The organism is Streptomyces bugieae (assembly GCF_036352915.1).
Lineage (GTDB): Bacteria > Actinomycetota > Actinomycetes > Streptomycetales > Streptomycetaceae > Streptomyces > Streptomyces endophytica.
This window is the reverse complement of the sequence record NZ_JAZBJP010000051.1, coordinates 1-15,214: the sequence shown is the minus strand read 5'-3', so window position 1 is coordinate 15,214 and position 15,214 is coordinate 1. Positions and strand designations below refer to the sequence as shown.

Here is a 15,214-nt window from a genome sequence, read left to right as displayed (position 1 = left end):
GGGGAGCCAGGGCACGGGTACGGCCCGCACCCCGCCGTCCGGGGCCCGGGCCGTACGTCCGCCGCCCGCCGCTACGACGCCGCCGAGCCGTCCTCGGTCAGCCAGCCGAAGCTCCGCTCCACCGCCCGCCGCCAGTTGGCGTACTCGCGGTCCCGGACCGCACCGTCCATCCGCGGCACCCACTCGGTGTCGCGCTTCCAGTGGCTCCGCAGCTCGTCCAGGTCCTGCCAGACACCGGTGGCCAGGCCCGCCGCGTAGGCCGCGCCCAGACAGGTGGTCTCCGAGATCACCGGCCGGATCACCGGCACGCCCAGCACATCCGCCTGATGCTGCATCAGCAGCTTGTTGGCGGTCATCCCGCCGTCCACCTTCAGCTGGGTGATCCGCACCCCGGAGTCCTGGAACATCGCGTCCACCACCTCCCGGGTCTGCCAGCTGGTCGCCTCCAGGACGGCGCGGGCCAGATGCGCCTTGGTGACGAAACCGGTCAGACCCGTGATCACCCCGCGGGCGTCGGAGCGCCAATACGGCGCGAAGAGACCGGAGAACGCCGGCACGATGTACGCCCCGCCGTTGTCCGGGACGCTCGCCGCCAGCGACTCGATCTCCTCGGCCGAGGAGATGATGCCGAGCTGGTCGCGGAACCACTGCACCAGCGCGCCCGTGATGGCGATGGACCCCTCCAGGCAGTAGACCGGGTCCTCACCGCCCAGCTGGTAGCCCATGGTCGTCAGCAGCCCGCTCTTGGACGCCACCGGGCGGTTGCCCGTGTTGAGCAGCAGGAACGAGCCGGTGCCGTAGGTGTTCTTGGCCTCGCCGACGCCGTAGCAGGTCTGCCCGAAGACCGCCGCCTGCTGGTCGCCCAGCGCGGACGCCACCGGCACCCCCTGGAGCTGGCCCACCGCGGAGCCGTACACCTCCGCCGAGGACCGGATCTCCGGCAGCATCGCGGCGGGCACGTTCATCGCCGACAGGATCGCCGGATCCCACTGCAGGGTCGCCAGGTTCATCAGCATCGTGCGGCCCGCGTTGGTCACGTCCGTGACGTGCACCCCGCCGTCGATGCCGCCGGTCAGGTTCCAGATCAGCCAGGAGTCGATGGTGCCGAACGCGATCTCGCCGCGCTCGGCACGCGCCCGCAGCCCCGGCACCTCGTCCAGCAGCCAGGCCGCCTTCGGCCCGGAGAAGTAGCTCGCCAGCGGCAGACCGGTGGCCTCGCGGAAGCGGTCCTGGCCGTCCGCGCCGCCCAGTTCCGCGCACAGCTGCGAGGTCCGGGTGTCCTGCCAGACGATCGCGTGGTGCACCGGCCGGCCGGTGGCCCGGTCCCACAGCACCGTGGTCTCCCGCTGGTTGGTGATGCCCAGCGCACTGAGCTGGTCGGCGCGCAGCCCCGCCTTGGTGAGCGCACCCGCCACCACGGCCTGCACCTTCGTCCAGATCTCCGTCGCGTCGTGCTCCACCCAGCCGGGCCGGGGGAAGATCTGCCGGTGCTCGCGCTGGTCCACGGCGACGATCGACCCGTCGTGGTCGAAGATGATGCAGCGGCTCGACGTGGTGCCCTGATCGATCGCGGCGACGTACTTCTCGGTGTGCTGGTTCATGCCGTCAGGCCTCCTGGCTCCGAGTGGGTACCCGGGTCGCACCCGTGGTGCGCCCGCCTTCGTGCGGCCGCACCGGTCAGAATGCCGCCCGGTAGACCAGTCCGGAGAGCACCGCGCCGATCAGCGGCCCGGCCACCGGTATCCAGGCGTAACCCCAGTCCGACGACCCCTTGTTGGGGATCGGCAGCAGGGCGTGCACCACGCGCGGACCGAGGTCCCGCGCCGGGTTGATCGCGTAACCGGTCGGCCCGCCCAGCGACAGCCCGATCCCGACCACGAGCAGCGCGACCAGCAGCACATTGATGCCCGAGCCGTAGACCCCGGCCCGCTCGCCGGGCACCTGCCCGATCCCGATGCCCCTGTTCTCGCCGAAGAACAGCAGCGGCAGCACCAGGCCGACGGTGGCGATGACCTCGGTGACGAGGTTGGCCGCCGGCTTGCGGATCTCCGGGGCGGTGGAGAAGACCCCCAGCGTCGGCTGCGCCTTGTCCCGGTCGGCGTTCGCGGCGAACTGGGCGTAGTACAGCGCCCAGGCCAGCACCGCCCCGATCGCCGCGCCCACCATCTGCGCCAGCACGTACACCGGCACCTTCGACCACGGCGTCCCGCCCGCGACCGCCGAGCCGAGCGTCACCGCCGGGTTGAGGTGCCCGCCGGACAGCGGCGCCGCGGTGTACGCCCCGGCCAGGACGCCCATGCCCCAGCCGAAGGCGATCACGACCCAGCCGGCCGCCCGCGCCTTGGAGTGGTGCAGCGTGACCGCGGCGCACACCCCCGCACCGAAGAGAATCAGGATCGCGGTACCGATCACTTCACCGACGACGATGTCCCCATTGGAATACATGGCGGCTCCTTGTCCCTGGCCCGGGGACGTCCCCCGGTCCTCCGTGCAGGGTGCGTTGCCACCGGCGGGCAGCGGGCAGCCGCTGCCACCCGGCCGGGGTGCCTGAGTGCGGCGGTGCCGACTTGGCACGGGGAAGTGTTCACCCGGGCTGAGGGGGCGTCAAGGTCGCCCACAGCAGCGGATGTTGACCCCGGGCAACGGCCTTCCCCGCGCCGCCCGACCGCCGTCAGCCCCGCGCCCGCAGCCCCTCCGGCCCGGCCGGATCCGGCACCCGGGCCACCCCCCGGCGCACCTCCGTACACGCCGAACCCGGTCGGCCCACCACCCAGCTCGCCCCCGGCAGCGCCTTGGCCTCCTTCTTGAGCGGGGCGAGCGCCGCCGCGGCCTCGTGGTGCCCGCCGACGCTGCCGGGCGGGCACACCACCGTCGCCAGCGACAGCGTCACCGGCCGTCCGCCGGCCTCCCAGACCACGTCCAGCAGCGCGGCCGCGAACGGCGCCAGCCCGTCCGGCTCGGCCAGCACCAGGAAGTCGTCACCCCCGATGTGGCCCACCCGGCAGGACGGCTCGGCCGCCGCGACCCCCGCGAGCGTCCGCCCCACCGACCGGATCAGCTCATCGCCCGCCGCGAACCCGGCACCGTCGTTGACCTGCTTGAATCCGTCCACGTCCAGCCAGCTCAGGGCGAACGCCCGCCCCTCGGCGATCCGCCGGTCCACCTCCGCGTTGACCTCGTCCGAACCGGGCAGCCGGGTCAGCGGATTGAGCCGGGCCGCCTCCTCCACCCGGCTCTCCGCCAACGCCCGCAGGATGTCCGCGAGGTGCACCACGCCCATGCACCGGCCCCGCTCGTCCACCACCGCCACGTCGTCCCCGGTACGGTCCCGGTCGCCCTCCGCGATCACGTCGAGCACCTGCCAGGCGGTGGCGTCCGCACCGACCGTCCGCGGCCGGTCCGCCAGCCGCAGCGCCGGCCGGTCCGCGTACAGCGCGTGCCCGTACCGCCCGGACAGCGACAGCAGGAACCGGTCCCGGTCGATCGCCCGGACCGGCACCCCGTCGGTGTCCACCAGCAGCACCCCCGACACCTCGGGGAAACCGGTGAGATGGCTGCGCACCGCGCCCGCCGACGCCGTCATCGGCAACAGCGCGGCCGGCTGCAGGAACTGCGCCACCGGCGGCCCGGACGGCGGGCGGTACGTCGCCGCGGCCGGCCCGCTCACCACCGGGGACACCGGCGGCGGCAGATACACGTCGGTGGCCGGCCGCCGCGCCGGCGGGGCGAACAGATGGCCCTGCGCCAGCTGCACCCCGGCGTCCCGGACCGCCGCGTACTGCCGCTCGGTCTCCACCCCCTCGATGGCCAGCAGCCCGCCGGTCCGCTCGCACAGCTCCCGCATCGCGGCCACCACCGCCTGCCGCCCCCGGTCGGCGTCGAGCCCCGCGCACAGCGAGGCGTCGAGCTTGACCAGGTCCGGGGCGAGCGCGCCGAGCAGCCGCAGCGGCAGATCGCCGTCCCCGACCCCGTCCGCACAGATCCGGAAGCCCTCGTCGCGCAGCACCGCCACCGACTCCAGCAGCGCCGCACCCGGTACGTGGAGGAACGGCCCGCCGATGTCGAGGGTGACCTCCCAGGGCCGCCGGCCCACCTCGTGCACGGCCTTGGTCAGCGACGTCAGCCGGGGCAGCTCGGCGACCGTGCCGGCGAAGACGTTGACGTGCAGCGGCAGCAGGGTCTCCTGGTGCGACGCCGCCCGCACCGCGAGCGCGGCCAGTTCGGCGTCCAGGTCCGGACAGCGCCGCGCGGACGTCAGGACGTCGGCCGCACCCGGCTCGGGGCGGGCGAGTATCTCCAGCGCCGCGACCGAACCGGTCGAGAGGTTCACCACGGGCTGGAAGGCGAAGCGAAGCTGGTCCGTCCACGCAGGCACGGGCAGCAGCATGCCCCTCCGCGACCCAGCGGGATGTCTGATTAACGCACTGTTCACGCATCCTTCCGGAGCGTACGGACGGCGGCCCCCGCGATGCACACACGGCGTTCGACCGGGCCCGGTACGTGCGATGCGCCGGGAACCGGCTGGACCGGTCCCGCGGCCGGTTGCTATGTTGTTCTCGTTCCGAGAAAGACTCAGGGTGAGAATAACCAGCGGGGGAGGGGGACAGTCATGGCCGGAAAGGACCGGCACGCCAAGGAAGTTGGCGCCGGGGGCGACGACAGCGCCTTCCTGGCCGCCTACGACCCCCGGGACTTCCCCGCCATCGCCGTGACCGTCGACATCGTCGCGCTCACCCTGCGCGGCGGCGCGCTGCACGTCCTGCTCGTCGAACGCGGCGGCCGACCGTTCCGCGGCGCCTGGGCCCTGCCCGGCGGCTTCGTCCGCGCCGGACGGGAGTCCCTCGACGCGGCAGCGGCCCGCGAACTCGCCGAGGAAACCGGCCTGGACGCCGCCCACCTGGAACGCGTCCACCTCGAACAGCTCGGCTCCTACGGCGAGCCGGCACGCGACCCGAGGATGCCGGTCGTCACCGTCGCCTACCTCGCCTTCGCCCCCGACCTCCCCGAGGCCCGGGGCGGCGGCGACGCGACCGCCGCAGCCTGGATCCCGGTCTCCCGGCTCGACCTCGGCGCGCGCCGGGACGGCCGTACGGACCGGGCGGCGGCCCCGGGAAGCGCGGCCGGGGACCGGGACCGTACGGCACGGACCGCCGGCGAACCGGACGCGGCCCGCCCGCGTCCCTCAGAACAGGGTCCGGGGCACGGGATCGACGGGGGTGATTCCGTGCCCCGGACCCCCGCCGCCGCGCCGGGCCCGGAGGCACCGGCCCCGCTGCCGCTCGCCTTCGACCACGCCCGGATCGTCGCCGACGGCCTGGACCGGGCCCGCGCCAAGATCGAGTACACCCCGCTGGCCACCGCCTTCCTCGGCGAGGAATTCACCATCGCCGAACTCCGCGGCGTCTACGAGTCCGTCTGGGGCAGCCCGCTGCACGCCGGCAACTTCCACCGCAAGGTGCTCTCCGTCCCCGGATTCGTCGAGCCCACCGGCTCCACCGCGGCCCGCGGGGGAGCCCGCGGCGGGCCGCGGGCCCGCCTCTACCGCGCGGGCGGCGCCGCCCTGCTGCACCCGGCCCTGCTGCGCCCGGGCCGGGACGGTTCCTGAACGCCCCGCCCGGGCACGCCCGTTACCTCAGCCGCGCGGCCGGTGCCCGGTCAGCGACCGGCGGGACACCGGGAAGTCGAAATAGGTGTCCGGGAACGTCTCCGGGGTGAAGGTGTAGTGCCACCACTCGGCCGCGTAGTTGACGAACCCCGCCCGCTCCAGGCCGTCCTTGAGCAGCAGCCGGTTCGCCCGCTGCACGCCCGTGATCCGCGGGTCGAGGGTGTGCGCCAGGGTGTCGAAGCAGTCGAACCCGGTGCCCATGTCCAGCGAGTTGTCCGGGAAGCGGGCCGCCCGCGGCCCGTAACAGGGCGTCAGCGGCTCGCCCGGCACATACGGCCGGGTCGGCGGCGCCGGCAGCCGCACCAGCGTCAGATCGACCGTACTGCCCCGGCTGTGCCCGGACTTCTCGGCGATGTAGCCGTCCCGGAACAACATCGACTTGTCGACCAGCGGATAGAACTCGCCCTTCATCCGCTGGTCGCCGAGGTCCTTGGCCCACGCCACGAAGTGGTTGACGGCGCGCTGCGGCCGGTAGCAGTCGTACACCTTGAGGGAGTAGCCGCGGCGCAGGAACGAGCGCTGCGCCCGGTGCAGTGCCCGCGCCGCGTCCCTGGTCAGCAGGCATATCGGTGCCCGGTAGCCGGTCACCGGGACGCCCATGAAGTTGTGCGGGGTGATGTAGCGCATCTCCTGGAGGACGGTCGGATCGACGTCCCGCAGGGCGACGAACTCCTCGGGCGCCTTGGGGTCGTGGGCCGGCGTCGACGGCGGAGCGGGCCGGGCGGCCGGGGCCGCCGCGGCGGGGGAGAGCGCGGTGACGGCCAGCAGGGCGGCGGCAGCGGCGACGGTGGCGGCGCCGCGCAGCGCGGCAGCGAGTATCGGTCTCGGCATGGCCCCCGTCTATCAGGAGCGGCGGCTCCGCGGAAGACCCCGCCCACCGGTCCGCGGCCCCGGCACGGGAATTGACCTCCCGTCACCCGTCCGCCCCCGCCGGCACCTCCTCCGCCAGCCCCCGCACCCGTACGCGATACCCCACCGCGCCACCGTCCCGCCGCTCGACGACCACCCGGCCGTCCGCCTCCCGCCGCGTCACGAAGCGCTCCACCGTCGGCCGCTGCCAGCTGTCCCCGGCGTCCGGAACCACCAGCCCGCCGCCCTCCCGGCCGGCCACCGGGGCCCACACCTCCAGCTGTGTCCCGCCGTCCCCGTCCGCCACCGGAAGCACCGCCCCGGCCCGCGCCAGCACCGGGATCCGCGACAGCGGCGCGTCCACCCACACCTGCCCGGGACCCTCGTACGCCCGCCCGGTCGCGGTGTCGTACCACCGCCCGCGCGGCAGCCGCACCGCCCGCCGGGTCACCCCCGCCTGCAGCACCGGCGCCACCAGCAGCGCATCCCCCAGCAGAAACGCGTCCCCGCAGTCCCGCAGCGCCCGGTCGCGCGGCGAACTCCACCACACCGGCCGCACATACGGCGCCCCCGCCAGCCGCGCCAACTGGCCCAGCGTCACGAAGTACGGCAGCAGCCGCTGCCGCTCCCGCAGCGCCGCCCGGGCGTGCCCGAGCGCGGCTATGCCGAACTCCCACGGTTCCCTGCGGCCCGCCCACACCGCCGAATGCGTCCGGAACAGCGGCAGATACGCGCCCAGTTGGAACCACCGCACATACAGCTCCGGCGACGGTGACCCGGAGAACCCGCCGACGTCCGGGCCGCTGTACGGCACCCCGCACAGCCCCAGCCCCAGGACCAGCGACAGCGAGGCCCTGAGCCCCTCCCAACCCGTCGCCACATCCCCCGACCAGGTGCCCCCGTACCTCTGGAGCCCCGCCCAGCCGGCCCGCGAGAACAGGAACGGCCGCTCCTCGGGCCGCAGTTCACACAGCCCCTCGAACCCCGCCCGGGCCATCGCCAGCCCGTAGACGTTGTGCGCCTCCCGGTGGTCCCCGCCCCGCCCCTCCAGCGCGTGCCGGGACGAACGCGGCAGCGTCTGCTCCCCGAACGGGGCGAACGACACCGGCTCGTTCATGTCGTGCCAGAAGCCCGAGAACCCCTGCGCCAGCCGCTCGGCGTACAGCGCGCCCCACCACTTGCGCACCCGCGCATCGGTGAAGTCCGGGTACACCGACTCGCCCGGCCACACCACCCCGCGCACCTCCCGCCCCCGCGCGTCCCGTACGAAGGCGTCGGCCGCCGCCCCGCCCTCGTAGACCGCGTCCCCCGGCTCCGCCTTCACCGCCGGATCCACGATCGACACCAGCCGCACCCCGTCGGCCCGCAACTCCCGCGCCAGGCCCGGCAGATCCGGATAGCGCGCACGGTCCACGGTGAACACCCGGTGCCGGTCGAAGTGGTCGATGTCCAGATGGACGGCCGACAGCGGAAGCTCCCGCTCCTTGTAGCCGGCCACGATCCGGCGCACCTCGTCCTGGCCGCCGAACCCCCAACGGGCGTGCTGGTACCCCAGCGCCCACCGGGGCGGCAGCGCGGGCGCACCGGTCAGCGCCGTCCACATCTGCAGCACCCGGGCCGGGGTCCCGGCCAGCACCCAGTAGCGCAGCGGCCCGCCGTCCATCCGCACCTCACACGTGCCCGGCCGGTCGTGCCCGGAACCGGCGCCCTCCGCCCCCTCGCGCAAGTGCACCCGGCCGTCCCATGAATTGTCGTGAAAAACCAGATGTGTTCCGGCGTCCGCCACCACCAACTGCACCGGCATCGTCAGCGACAGCGGATCGTCCCCCGGCACGAACGCGCCGCCCGGATCGGTGTTCCACAACCGGTAGGCGCCGTCCCGCAGCCGCGGCCCGTGCGCCCGGCCGCCCAGCCCGAAGAACCGCGCATCGGCCGCCACCTCCGACCGCTGCACCCACCGCGACCCGTCGCCGCCCTCCGGCCGCCCGGCCCGCTCACCCGCCCCGTCCGGCCCCGCCGTACGGTCCCACCAGCGCGGCGGCAGCTCCCGCCGCAGCACCGCCCCGCCCGGCGTGCGCACCTCCACCGCGCCGTGCCGGGACACCGCCACCAGCACCCGCTCGGACACCACCCGCCAGCCGCCCTCCGTATCGGGCTCCAGCACCGCCCGCGCGTCCACCTCGGGACACGCCCCGGCCAGCGCGTACGACGGCTCCGGCCCGGCACCGTCCCAGCCGCAGAACACCGCACCACCAATCGCCACCCGCACCCGCAGCGACGACCGCGCGAAATGGATCACCCCGCCGCCCGGCTGCGGCTCCGCCCCCGTGGCCGCCCCCGGCACCCGCGCCCGCTCCGGCGCCCGCGCCGGCAGCGCCACCGCATCCGCCCGCCGCGCCCGCCACGCCGCGCGCACGGAGCGGAGCCCCTGCGCCGGCCCGACCGCCCTGACCACCCGTACCGATCGCACCAGATCACGCCCGTCCATGCCGGTCAGCCTGCCATTGACGCCCGGGTGGGCGGGCATCGTTCAACTGCCGTTCACCTGCACGGGGTCACGCTCGGCCACGCCGAGGCCCGGGGTGGGACGGCCCGTGGCCGGAATACGCCCGCGCCGCCCCCCACGTGTGCACACCACATCCCCCACCCCCCGAATATGGGCGGTCGACCCTGGTGCACAAGACGATCACATGGCATCGTCCAGACAAGCCGTGTCACGCGCACACGTCAGGCCGGGAGACCCCCACCAAGGTGCGCGCCCGGCGCATACGCCGCGTACCACCCGGGAGCCGCCTCATGACCACCGCACCGCACTCCGCCCACCGGCCGGAACCCCTCTGGCAGCCCGGCCCGGACCGGATCGCCGGCGCACAGGTCACCCGCTTCCACACCTGGGCCGCCGCCCACCACGGCGCCCCCGCCCCCACCCCGGGCGACCCCGCCGCGAGCTACGCCGACCTGCACCGCTGGTCCGTCGACGACCTCCCCGCCTTCTGGCGCGCCGTCGCCGCCTGGTTCGACGTCCGCTTCGCCACCCCCTACGAGACCGTGCTCGCCGACCGTGCGATGCCCGGCGCCCGCTGGTTCCCCGGCGCCACCCTCAACTACGCCGCACACGCCCTGCGCGCCGCCGAGGACCCGGCCCGCGCCGACGAGCCCGCGCTGCTGTACGTCGACGAGACCCACGAACCGACCCCCGTCACCTGGCGCCGGCTGCGCGCCCAGGTCGGCTCGCTGGCCGCCGAACTCCGCCGCCTCGGCGTCCGCCCCGGCGACCGCGTCAGCGGCTACCTCCCCAACGTCCCCGAGGCCGTCGTCGCCCTGCTCGCCACCGCGGCGGTCGGCGGCGTCTGGACGTCCTGCGCCCCCGACTTCGGCGCCCGCAGCGTCCTGGACCGCTTCCAACAGATCGAACCGGTCGTCCTGTTCACCGTCGACGGCTACCGCTACGGCGGCAAGGAACACGACCGCCGCGACACCGTCACCGAACTCCGCGCCGAACTCCCCACCCTGCGCGCCGTCGTCCACATCCCCCTGCTCGGCACCCCCGCCCCCGAAGGCGCCCTCAACTGGTCGGACCTGACCGGAAACGACACCGAACCGGTCTACGAACAGGTCCCCTTCGACCACCCCCTCTGGGTGCTCTACTCCTCCGGCACCACCGGGCTCCCCAAGGCCATCGTCCAGTCCCAGGGCGGCATCCTCCTCGAACACCTCAAGCAGACCGGCCTGCACTGCGACCTCGGCCCCGACGACCGGTTCTTCTGGTACACCTCCACCGGTTGGATGATGTGGAACTTCCTCGTCGCCGGCCTCCTGGTGGGCTCCACGATCGTCCTCTACGACGGCAGCCCCGGCCACCCCGACATCGCCGCCCAGTGGCGGGTCGCCGAGGCCACCCGCGCCACCGTCTTCGGCACCTCCGCCGCGTACGTCATGGCCTGCCGCAAGGCCGGCATCCACCCCGCCCGCGACCTCGACCTCTCCGCCGTCACCTGCGTCGCCACCACCGGCTCCCCGCTTCCCCCGGACGGCTTCCGCTGGCTGCACGACTCCTTCGCGGAGAGCGGCGCCGACCTGTGGACCGCCTCCGTCAGCGGTGGCACCGACGTCTGCAGCTGCTTCGCCGGCGCCGTCCCCACCCTCCCGGTCCACATCGGCGAACTCCAGGCCCCCTGCCTCGGCACCGACCTGCAGGCCTGGGACCCCCAGGGCAAGCCCGTCATCGACGAGGTCGGCGAACTCGTCGTCACCAACCCCATGCCGTCCATGCCCACCCGCTTCTGGAACGACCCCGACGGCACCCGCTACCACGACAGCTACTTCGACATGTACCCCGGCGTCTGGCGGCACGGCGACTGGATCACCGTCACCTCCCGCGGCAGCGTCATCATCCACGGACGCTCCGACTCCACCCTCAACCGCCAGGGCGTGCGGATGGGCTCCGCCGACATCTACGAAGCCGTCGAACGCCTCCCCGAGATCCGCGAGTCCCTCGTCATCGGCCTGGAGCTCCCCGACGGCGGCTACTGGATGCCGCTCTTCGTCCACCTCGCACCGGGCAGCACCCTCGACGACGCGCTCCGCGACCGCATCAAGCGCACCATCCGCGAACAGCTCTCCCCGCGCCACGTCCCCGACGACATCATCGAGGCCCCCGGCGTCCCGCACACCCTCACCGGCAAGCGCATCGAAGTCCCCGTCAAACGCCTCCTCCAGGGCACCCCGCTCGACAAGGCCGTCAACCCCGGCTCGGTCGACAACCTCGAACTCCTCCACTTCTACGAGCAGGTGGCCCGCGACCGCGCCCAGTAGAACCACCGGTCAGCGCCGGACCGCGAACCGCCGACCCGGCCCCGGGCCCGGCGCCGGACCGCCGTTGTCAGACCCTCCGATTACTCTCGGTGACGAGTGAACGCCGGGCCGTGCACCGCCCGGCCCGGCGTCCACCGCGCACACCGAGACACCGAGGGGGAACCATGACCACCACATCCCGGCCCACCGACCCGGCCGCCGCCCGCCGCAGCCTGCGGCGGGAAATCCCGAGCGCCGCCGCCGTCCTCGCCGACGAGCGCGACTTCACCGCCATGCGCCGGTACGCCAGCTTCCCGTTCGACGACCACGCCGGCTACCTCCGCCAGATGGAGATCCTGCTGCGCACCCTCGCCGGCCAGGGCGTCCTCACCACCGTCGGCCTCTTCGACCCGGCCGCCTACGCGCAGTACTGCGCCGACCGCTCCCTGGACCCCGACCGGCCCGACAGCCGCAGCCGCTACACCGCCGAAGTGGCCCGCACCGGCGCCACCGTCACCTACGACGGCGAACCGCTGACCCAGCTCCTCCCGTTACTGGTCGCCGAGGCAGACCGCCAGGCGACCTGGGACCGCGCCACCGCCCTGCTCACCCGTGCCGGCCGCTGCGAGACCTGCGGCGCCGACCTCGCGCACGCCGCCTTCACCCGCGCCGGCCAGGCCGTCCAGGGCCTCCTCGACGCCCTCGGCGACGGCACCCACCACCTCGTCTGCTCCATCGCCGCCGGCGATCCGCCCCTGCTCGCCGTCCTGCACGCCGGCCGCGGCCCCGGCGCCCGCCCCCGACTGGACGAACACCAGGCCCTGATCTTCTGCACGGTCCTCGCCGCCGGCCTCGCCCTGCGCACCCCCGGCGGCATCGTCTCCCGCACCACACCCGACCCCGGCGAGACCGCCCACGACCCGGCCACCGCCGCATCCCGGGGCGCACCCCCACCCCGCGACACGGTCCGCGGCTGGTCCCTGCGCGACGCCTGGCCGCACGCCCTCAGCGCCGGCGAGGTCTTCACCGCCTACTGCACCGACGCCGACAGCGGCGAGCCCGTGCCACCCGAACCAGGCGTCAGCTACGCCCCCGGCCTGCCCGTGACACCCCCGCCCGACCACCCCTGCCACCCCTGACCGGCCACCGGGCACCACAACACACCGGCCCCGACAACACGAACGGCCGCCCCGCCACGAGGGCGGGACGGCCGTCAGGCCCGTGCGGCGCCACGCGCCGCCCGGCCTCACTCCCCGGAGAGCACCGCCTGCGCGGCCGCCCGCGCGTCCTCGGCGGTGTCCGCCGCGCGCGCCGCGGCCGCCGCACGCTCGCACTGCGCCAGCGTGTGCTTGGCCAGCGTCGCCCGCACATAGGGAAGGGACGCCGCACCCATCGAAAGGCTGGTGACACCAAGACCCGTCAGCACACACGCCAGCAGCGGGTCCGAGGCCGCCTCACCACAGACACCGCAGCTCTTGCCCTCGGCCTTGGCGGCCTCGGCCGACAGCGCCACGAGATCCAGCAGCGCCGGCTGCCACGGATCCTGCAGCCGCGACACCGCGCCCACCTGACGGTCCGCCGCGAAGGTGTACTGCGCCAGGTCATTGGTCCCCAGCGAAAGGAACTCCACCTCCTGCAGGATCGACCGCGCCCGCAGAGCCGCCGACGGAATCTCCACCATCGCCCCGAACTTCGCCCGCAGCCCCGCCTCACGGCAGGCGTCCGCGAACGCCTTGGCGTCGATCCGGTCCGCCACCATCGGCGCCATGACCTCGAGGTAGACCGGCAGCCCCTCGGCGGCCTTCGCCAGCGCCGAGAGCTGCGTCCGCAGCACCTCGGGGTGGTCGAGCAGGGTGCGCAGACCCCGCACGCCCAGCGCCGGGTTCGGCTCGTCGGCCGGCGTCAGGAAGTCCAGCGGCTTGTCGGCACCGGCGTCCAGCACGCGCACGACCACGCGCCCCTCCGGGAAGGCCTCCAGCACCTTCCGGTACGCCTCGACCTGCTTCTCCTCGGACGGCGCCTGCTTGCTGTCGTCCAGGAACAGGAACTCCGTACGGAAGAGCCCGACGCCCTCCGCACCGGCCTCGACCGCGGCGTCCACATCACCCGGACCGCCGACGTTCGCCAGCAGCGGCACCTTGTGCCCGTCGGAGGTGGCCCCCGGACCGGACGACGCGGCCAGCGCCGCCTTCCGCTCCGCCGCGGCCCGCTCCAGCTCCGCCCGCTTCTCCGGGCTCGGCTCCACGAAGATCTCACCGGTGCTGCCGTCGACGGCGATCACCGTGCCCTCGACCAGCTCACCGGCGCCCGGCAGCGCGACGACGGCCGGCACCCCCAGCGCCCGCGCGAGGATCGCGCTGTGACTGGTCGGCCCGCCCTCCTCGGTCACGAAACCGAGCACCAGCGACGGGTCCAGCAGCGCCGTGTCGGCCGGCGCCAGATCGCGAGCGATCAGCACGTACGGCTCGTCACTGTCCGGCACACCCGGCATCGGCACGCCCAGCAGCCGCGCGACGATACGGTTCCGCACGTCATCGAGGTCGGCCACCCGGCCCGCGAGGTACTCACCGGCACCGGCGAGCAGCGCCCGGTAGGCCGCGAACGCGTCGTAGACCGCACGCTCGGCGGTGCTGCCCACGGCGACCCGCCGCTCGACGTCCGCCATCAGCTCCGGGTCCTGCGCCATCAGCGCCTGGGCCTCCAGCACCGCCTGCGCCTCACCACCGGCCAGGTTCCCGCGCGCTATCAGGTCGGCGGCCACGGCCTCGACGGCCTGGCGGGCGCGCCCCTGTTCGCGCTCCGCCTCCTCCGCCGGGATCTGCTTGGCCGGCGGCTCCAGCACCGCCGTGCCCATGTGCCGCACCTCGCCTATGGCCACACCGTGGCTCACCCCGACGCCCCGCAGCGTTGTCTCCATTGCACCCGTCTCCGGTTGTGATGCGACGGCCCGGCCGCCGCGATGAATGTCGTACCTGCCGTCCGCGACGGCACCTGGCCTACTGCCAGGAGAAGAGCTGGTCGCCGGCCTTCACATCGCCGTCCTCGCGCACGTCACCGAGCGCGTCGGCGGTGGCCTCCAGCGCGACGACCGGGCACACCGGGGACTTGCCGGCCTCCTCGACCGCGGCGGGGTCCCAGCGCACGATCTCCTGACCGCGGGTCACGTTGTCGCCCTTGTTCACGAGCAGCTCGAAGCCCTCGCCGTTGAGCTGAACGGTGTCGATACCGAGGTGCGTGAGCACGCCGTGGCCCTCGGGGTCCACGACGACGAAGGCGTGCGGGTGCAGAGAGACGACGACACCGTCCACGGGGGAGACGGCGGCGGACGGCTCACGGACGGGGTCGATGGCGGTACCGGGGCCCACCATCGCTCCGGAGAACACCGGGTCGGGCACGGCCGCGAGTCCGATGGCGCGTCCTGCGAGCGGGGACGTCACGGTGGTCATGGGAAGCCTCCCAGGGGTGGAGATTCATCAGGCCGCCGTCACTACCTGTCCTGGACGGCGCACCGTTCAGAGCGTAAGTCATAAGAATCGACGGTTCCGCATGAGAGACACCGGTTGCACCCCGCGAGTCCCGCTGAATCGATTTGCCTCGCCCACAGCAGAGCTGTACTGTCTGAGACCTGCCCCGGACAGCCAGCCGCAGTCAACTGCGGCCCGGTTGAGGTGGGCGGCACTCCTCAGCGTCTTGATCGCGACTCAAGAATTGCGCGCTTCTGCATGCCTGCAGAAAAGCGGCGGTTCGAAAGCCCGAAAAGGCCTGATAGAGTGTGAAACACCGAAGGGAAGCGCCCGGAGAGCCTGGTGAAACAGGCACAAAGGAAGCGTCCGTTCCTTGAGAACTCAACAGCGTGCCAAAAGTCAACGCCAGATATGTTGATACCCCGTCTACCGGACCGGATGG

General features: G+C 73.8%; 10 protein-coding genes. 3 read left to right on the top strand and 7 right to left on the bottom strand.

The window, feature by feature from the left end; all coding sequences use genetic code 11:
- Positions 1-71: 71 nt before the first annotated feature.
- The 3 genes from glpK to V2J85_RS37765 form a co-directional block, all read right to left on the bottom strand.
- Entirely contained in the window at positions 72-1,601 is a 1,530-nt protein-coding gene (gene glpK, locus V2J85_RS37775) for a glycerol kinase GlpK (RefSeq protein ID WP_265363784.1), read from the bottom strand.
- A 76-nt stretch (positions 1,602-1,677) separates the two neighbouring features.
- Positions 1,678-2,445 (bottom strand): MIP/aquaporin family protein, encoded by a 768-nt coding sequence (locus V2J85_RS37770; protein WP_330824108.1) that lies wholly within the window; start codon positions 2,443-2,445, stop codon positions 1,678-1,680.
- Between the two features lie 226 nt (positions 2,446-2,671).
- The gene (locus V2J85_RS37765) at positions 2,672-4,375 is read right to left on the bottom strand and encodes a GGDEF domain-containing protein (protein WP_261952838.1); all 1,704 of its coding nucleotides are present in this window, start codon (positions 4,373-4,375) and stop codon (positions 2,672-2,674) included.
- Positions 4,376-4,669: 294 nt separating this feature from the next.
- On the opposite strand from V2J85_RS37765, the gene V2J85_RS37760 reads away from it, so the two are divergent.
- The gene (locus tag V2J85_RS37760; RefSeq protein WP_330824117.1) at positions 4,670-5,605 is read left to right on the top strand and encodes an NUDIX hydrolase; all 936 of its coding nucleotides are present in this window, start codon (positions 4,670-4,672) and stop codon (positions 5,603-5,605) included.
- A 27-nt stretch (positions 5,606-5,632) separates the two neighbouring features.
- Here the strand turns inward: V2J85_RS37760 and V2J85_RS37755 are convergent, their stop codons facing one another.
- Both V2J85_RS37755 and V2J85_RS37750 read right to left on the bottom strand, forming a co-directional pair.
- On the bottom strand, positions 5,633-6,496 hold the full coding sequence (locus tag V2J85_RS37755) for a M15 family metallopeptidase (RefSeq protein WP_330824107.1): 864 nt from the start codon (positions 6,494-6,496) through the stop codon (positions 5,633-5,635).
- Positions 6,497-6,578: 82 nt separating this feature from the next.
- Positions 6,579-9,002 carry a glycoside hydrolase family 31 protein gene (locus V2J85_RS37750; protein ID WP_330824106.1) on the bottom strand — a complete coding sequence of 808 codons (2,424 nt, stop codon included), beginning with the start codon at positions 9,000-9,002 and terminating at the stop codon, positions 6,579-6,581.
- 308 nt (positions 9,003-9,310) lie between these two features.
- Here V2J85_RS37750 and V2J85_RS37745 point away from each other — a divergent pair, with 308 nt between their 5' ends.
- Complete coding sequence (locus V2J85_RS37745) at positions 9,311-11,329, top strand: acetoacetate--CoA ligase (RefSeq protein WP_330824105.1); 2,019 nt, start codon at positions 9,311-9,313, stop codon at positions 11,327-11,329.
- 164 nt (positions 11,330-11,493) lie between these two features.
- Positions 11,494-12,447 carry a hypothetical protein gene (locus tag V2J85_RS37740; RefSeq protein WP_261952842.1) on the top strand — a complete coding sequence of 318 codons (954 nt, stop codon included), beginning with the start codon at positions 11,494-11,496 and terminating at the stop codon, positions 12,445-12,447.
- Between the two features lie 107 nt (positions 12,448-12,554).
- On the opposite strand, the gene ptsP is transcribed toward V2J85_RS37740, so the two are convergent.
- The gene (gene ptsP / locus V2J85_RS37735) at positions 12,555-14,225 is read right to left on the bottom strand and encodes a phosphoenolpyruvate--protein phosphotransferase (protein WP_261952843.1); all 1,671 of its coding nucleotides are present in this window, start codon (positions 14,223-14,225) and stop codon (positions 12,555-12,557) included.
- A 79-nt stretch (positions 14,226-14,304) separates the two neighbouring features.
- On the bottom strand, positions 14,305-14,754 hold the full coding sequence (locus V2J85_RS37730) for a PTS sugar transporter subunit IIA (RefSeq protein ID WP_261952844.1): 450 nt from the start codon (positions 14,752-14,754) through the stop codon (positions 14,305-14,307).
- Positions 14,755-15,214: the final 460 nt, after the last annotated feature.

Excerpts from the sequence above, each read along its gene's own strand:
- glpK (WP_265363784.1), bottom strand. The coding sequence starts at position 1,601 with ATGAACCAGCACACCGAGAAGTACGTCGCCGCGATCGATCAGGGCACC.
- V2J85_RS37770 (WP_330824108.1), bottom strand. The coding sequence starts at position 2,445 with ATGTATTCCAATGGGGACATCGTCGTCGGTGAAGTGATCGGTACCGCG.
- V2J85_RS37755 (WP_330824107.1), bottom strand. The coding sequence starts at position 6,496 with ATGCCGAGACCGATACTCGCTGCCGCGCTGCGCGGCGCCGCCACCGTC.
- V2J85_RS37750 (WP_330824106.1), bottom strand. The coding sequence starts at position 9,002 with ATGGACGGGCGTGATCTGGTGCGATCGGTACGGGTGGTCAGGGCGGTC.
- V2J85_RS37745 (WP_330824105.1), top strand. The coding sequence starts at position 9,311 with ATGACCACCGCACCGCACTCCGCCCACCGGCCGGAACCCCTCTGGCAG.
- V2J85_RS37740 (WP_261952842.1), top strand. The coding sequence starts at position 11,494 with ATGACCACCACATCCCGGCCCACCGACCCGGCCGCCGCCCGCCGCAGC.
- ptsP (WP_261952843.1), bottom strand. The coding sequence starts at position 14,225 with ATGGAGACAACGCTGCGGGGCGTCGGGGTGAGCCACGGTGTGGCCATA.
- V2J85_RS37730 (WP_261952844.1), bottom strand. The coding sequence starts at position 14,754 with ATGACCACCGTGACGTCCCCGCTCGCAGGACGCGCCATCGGACTCGCG.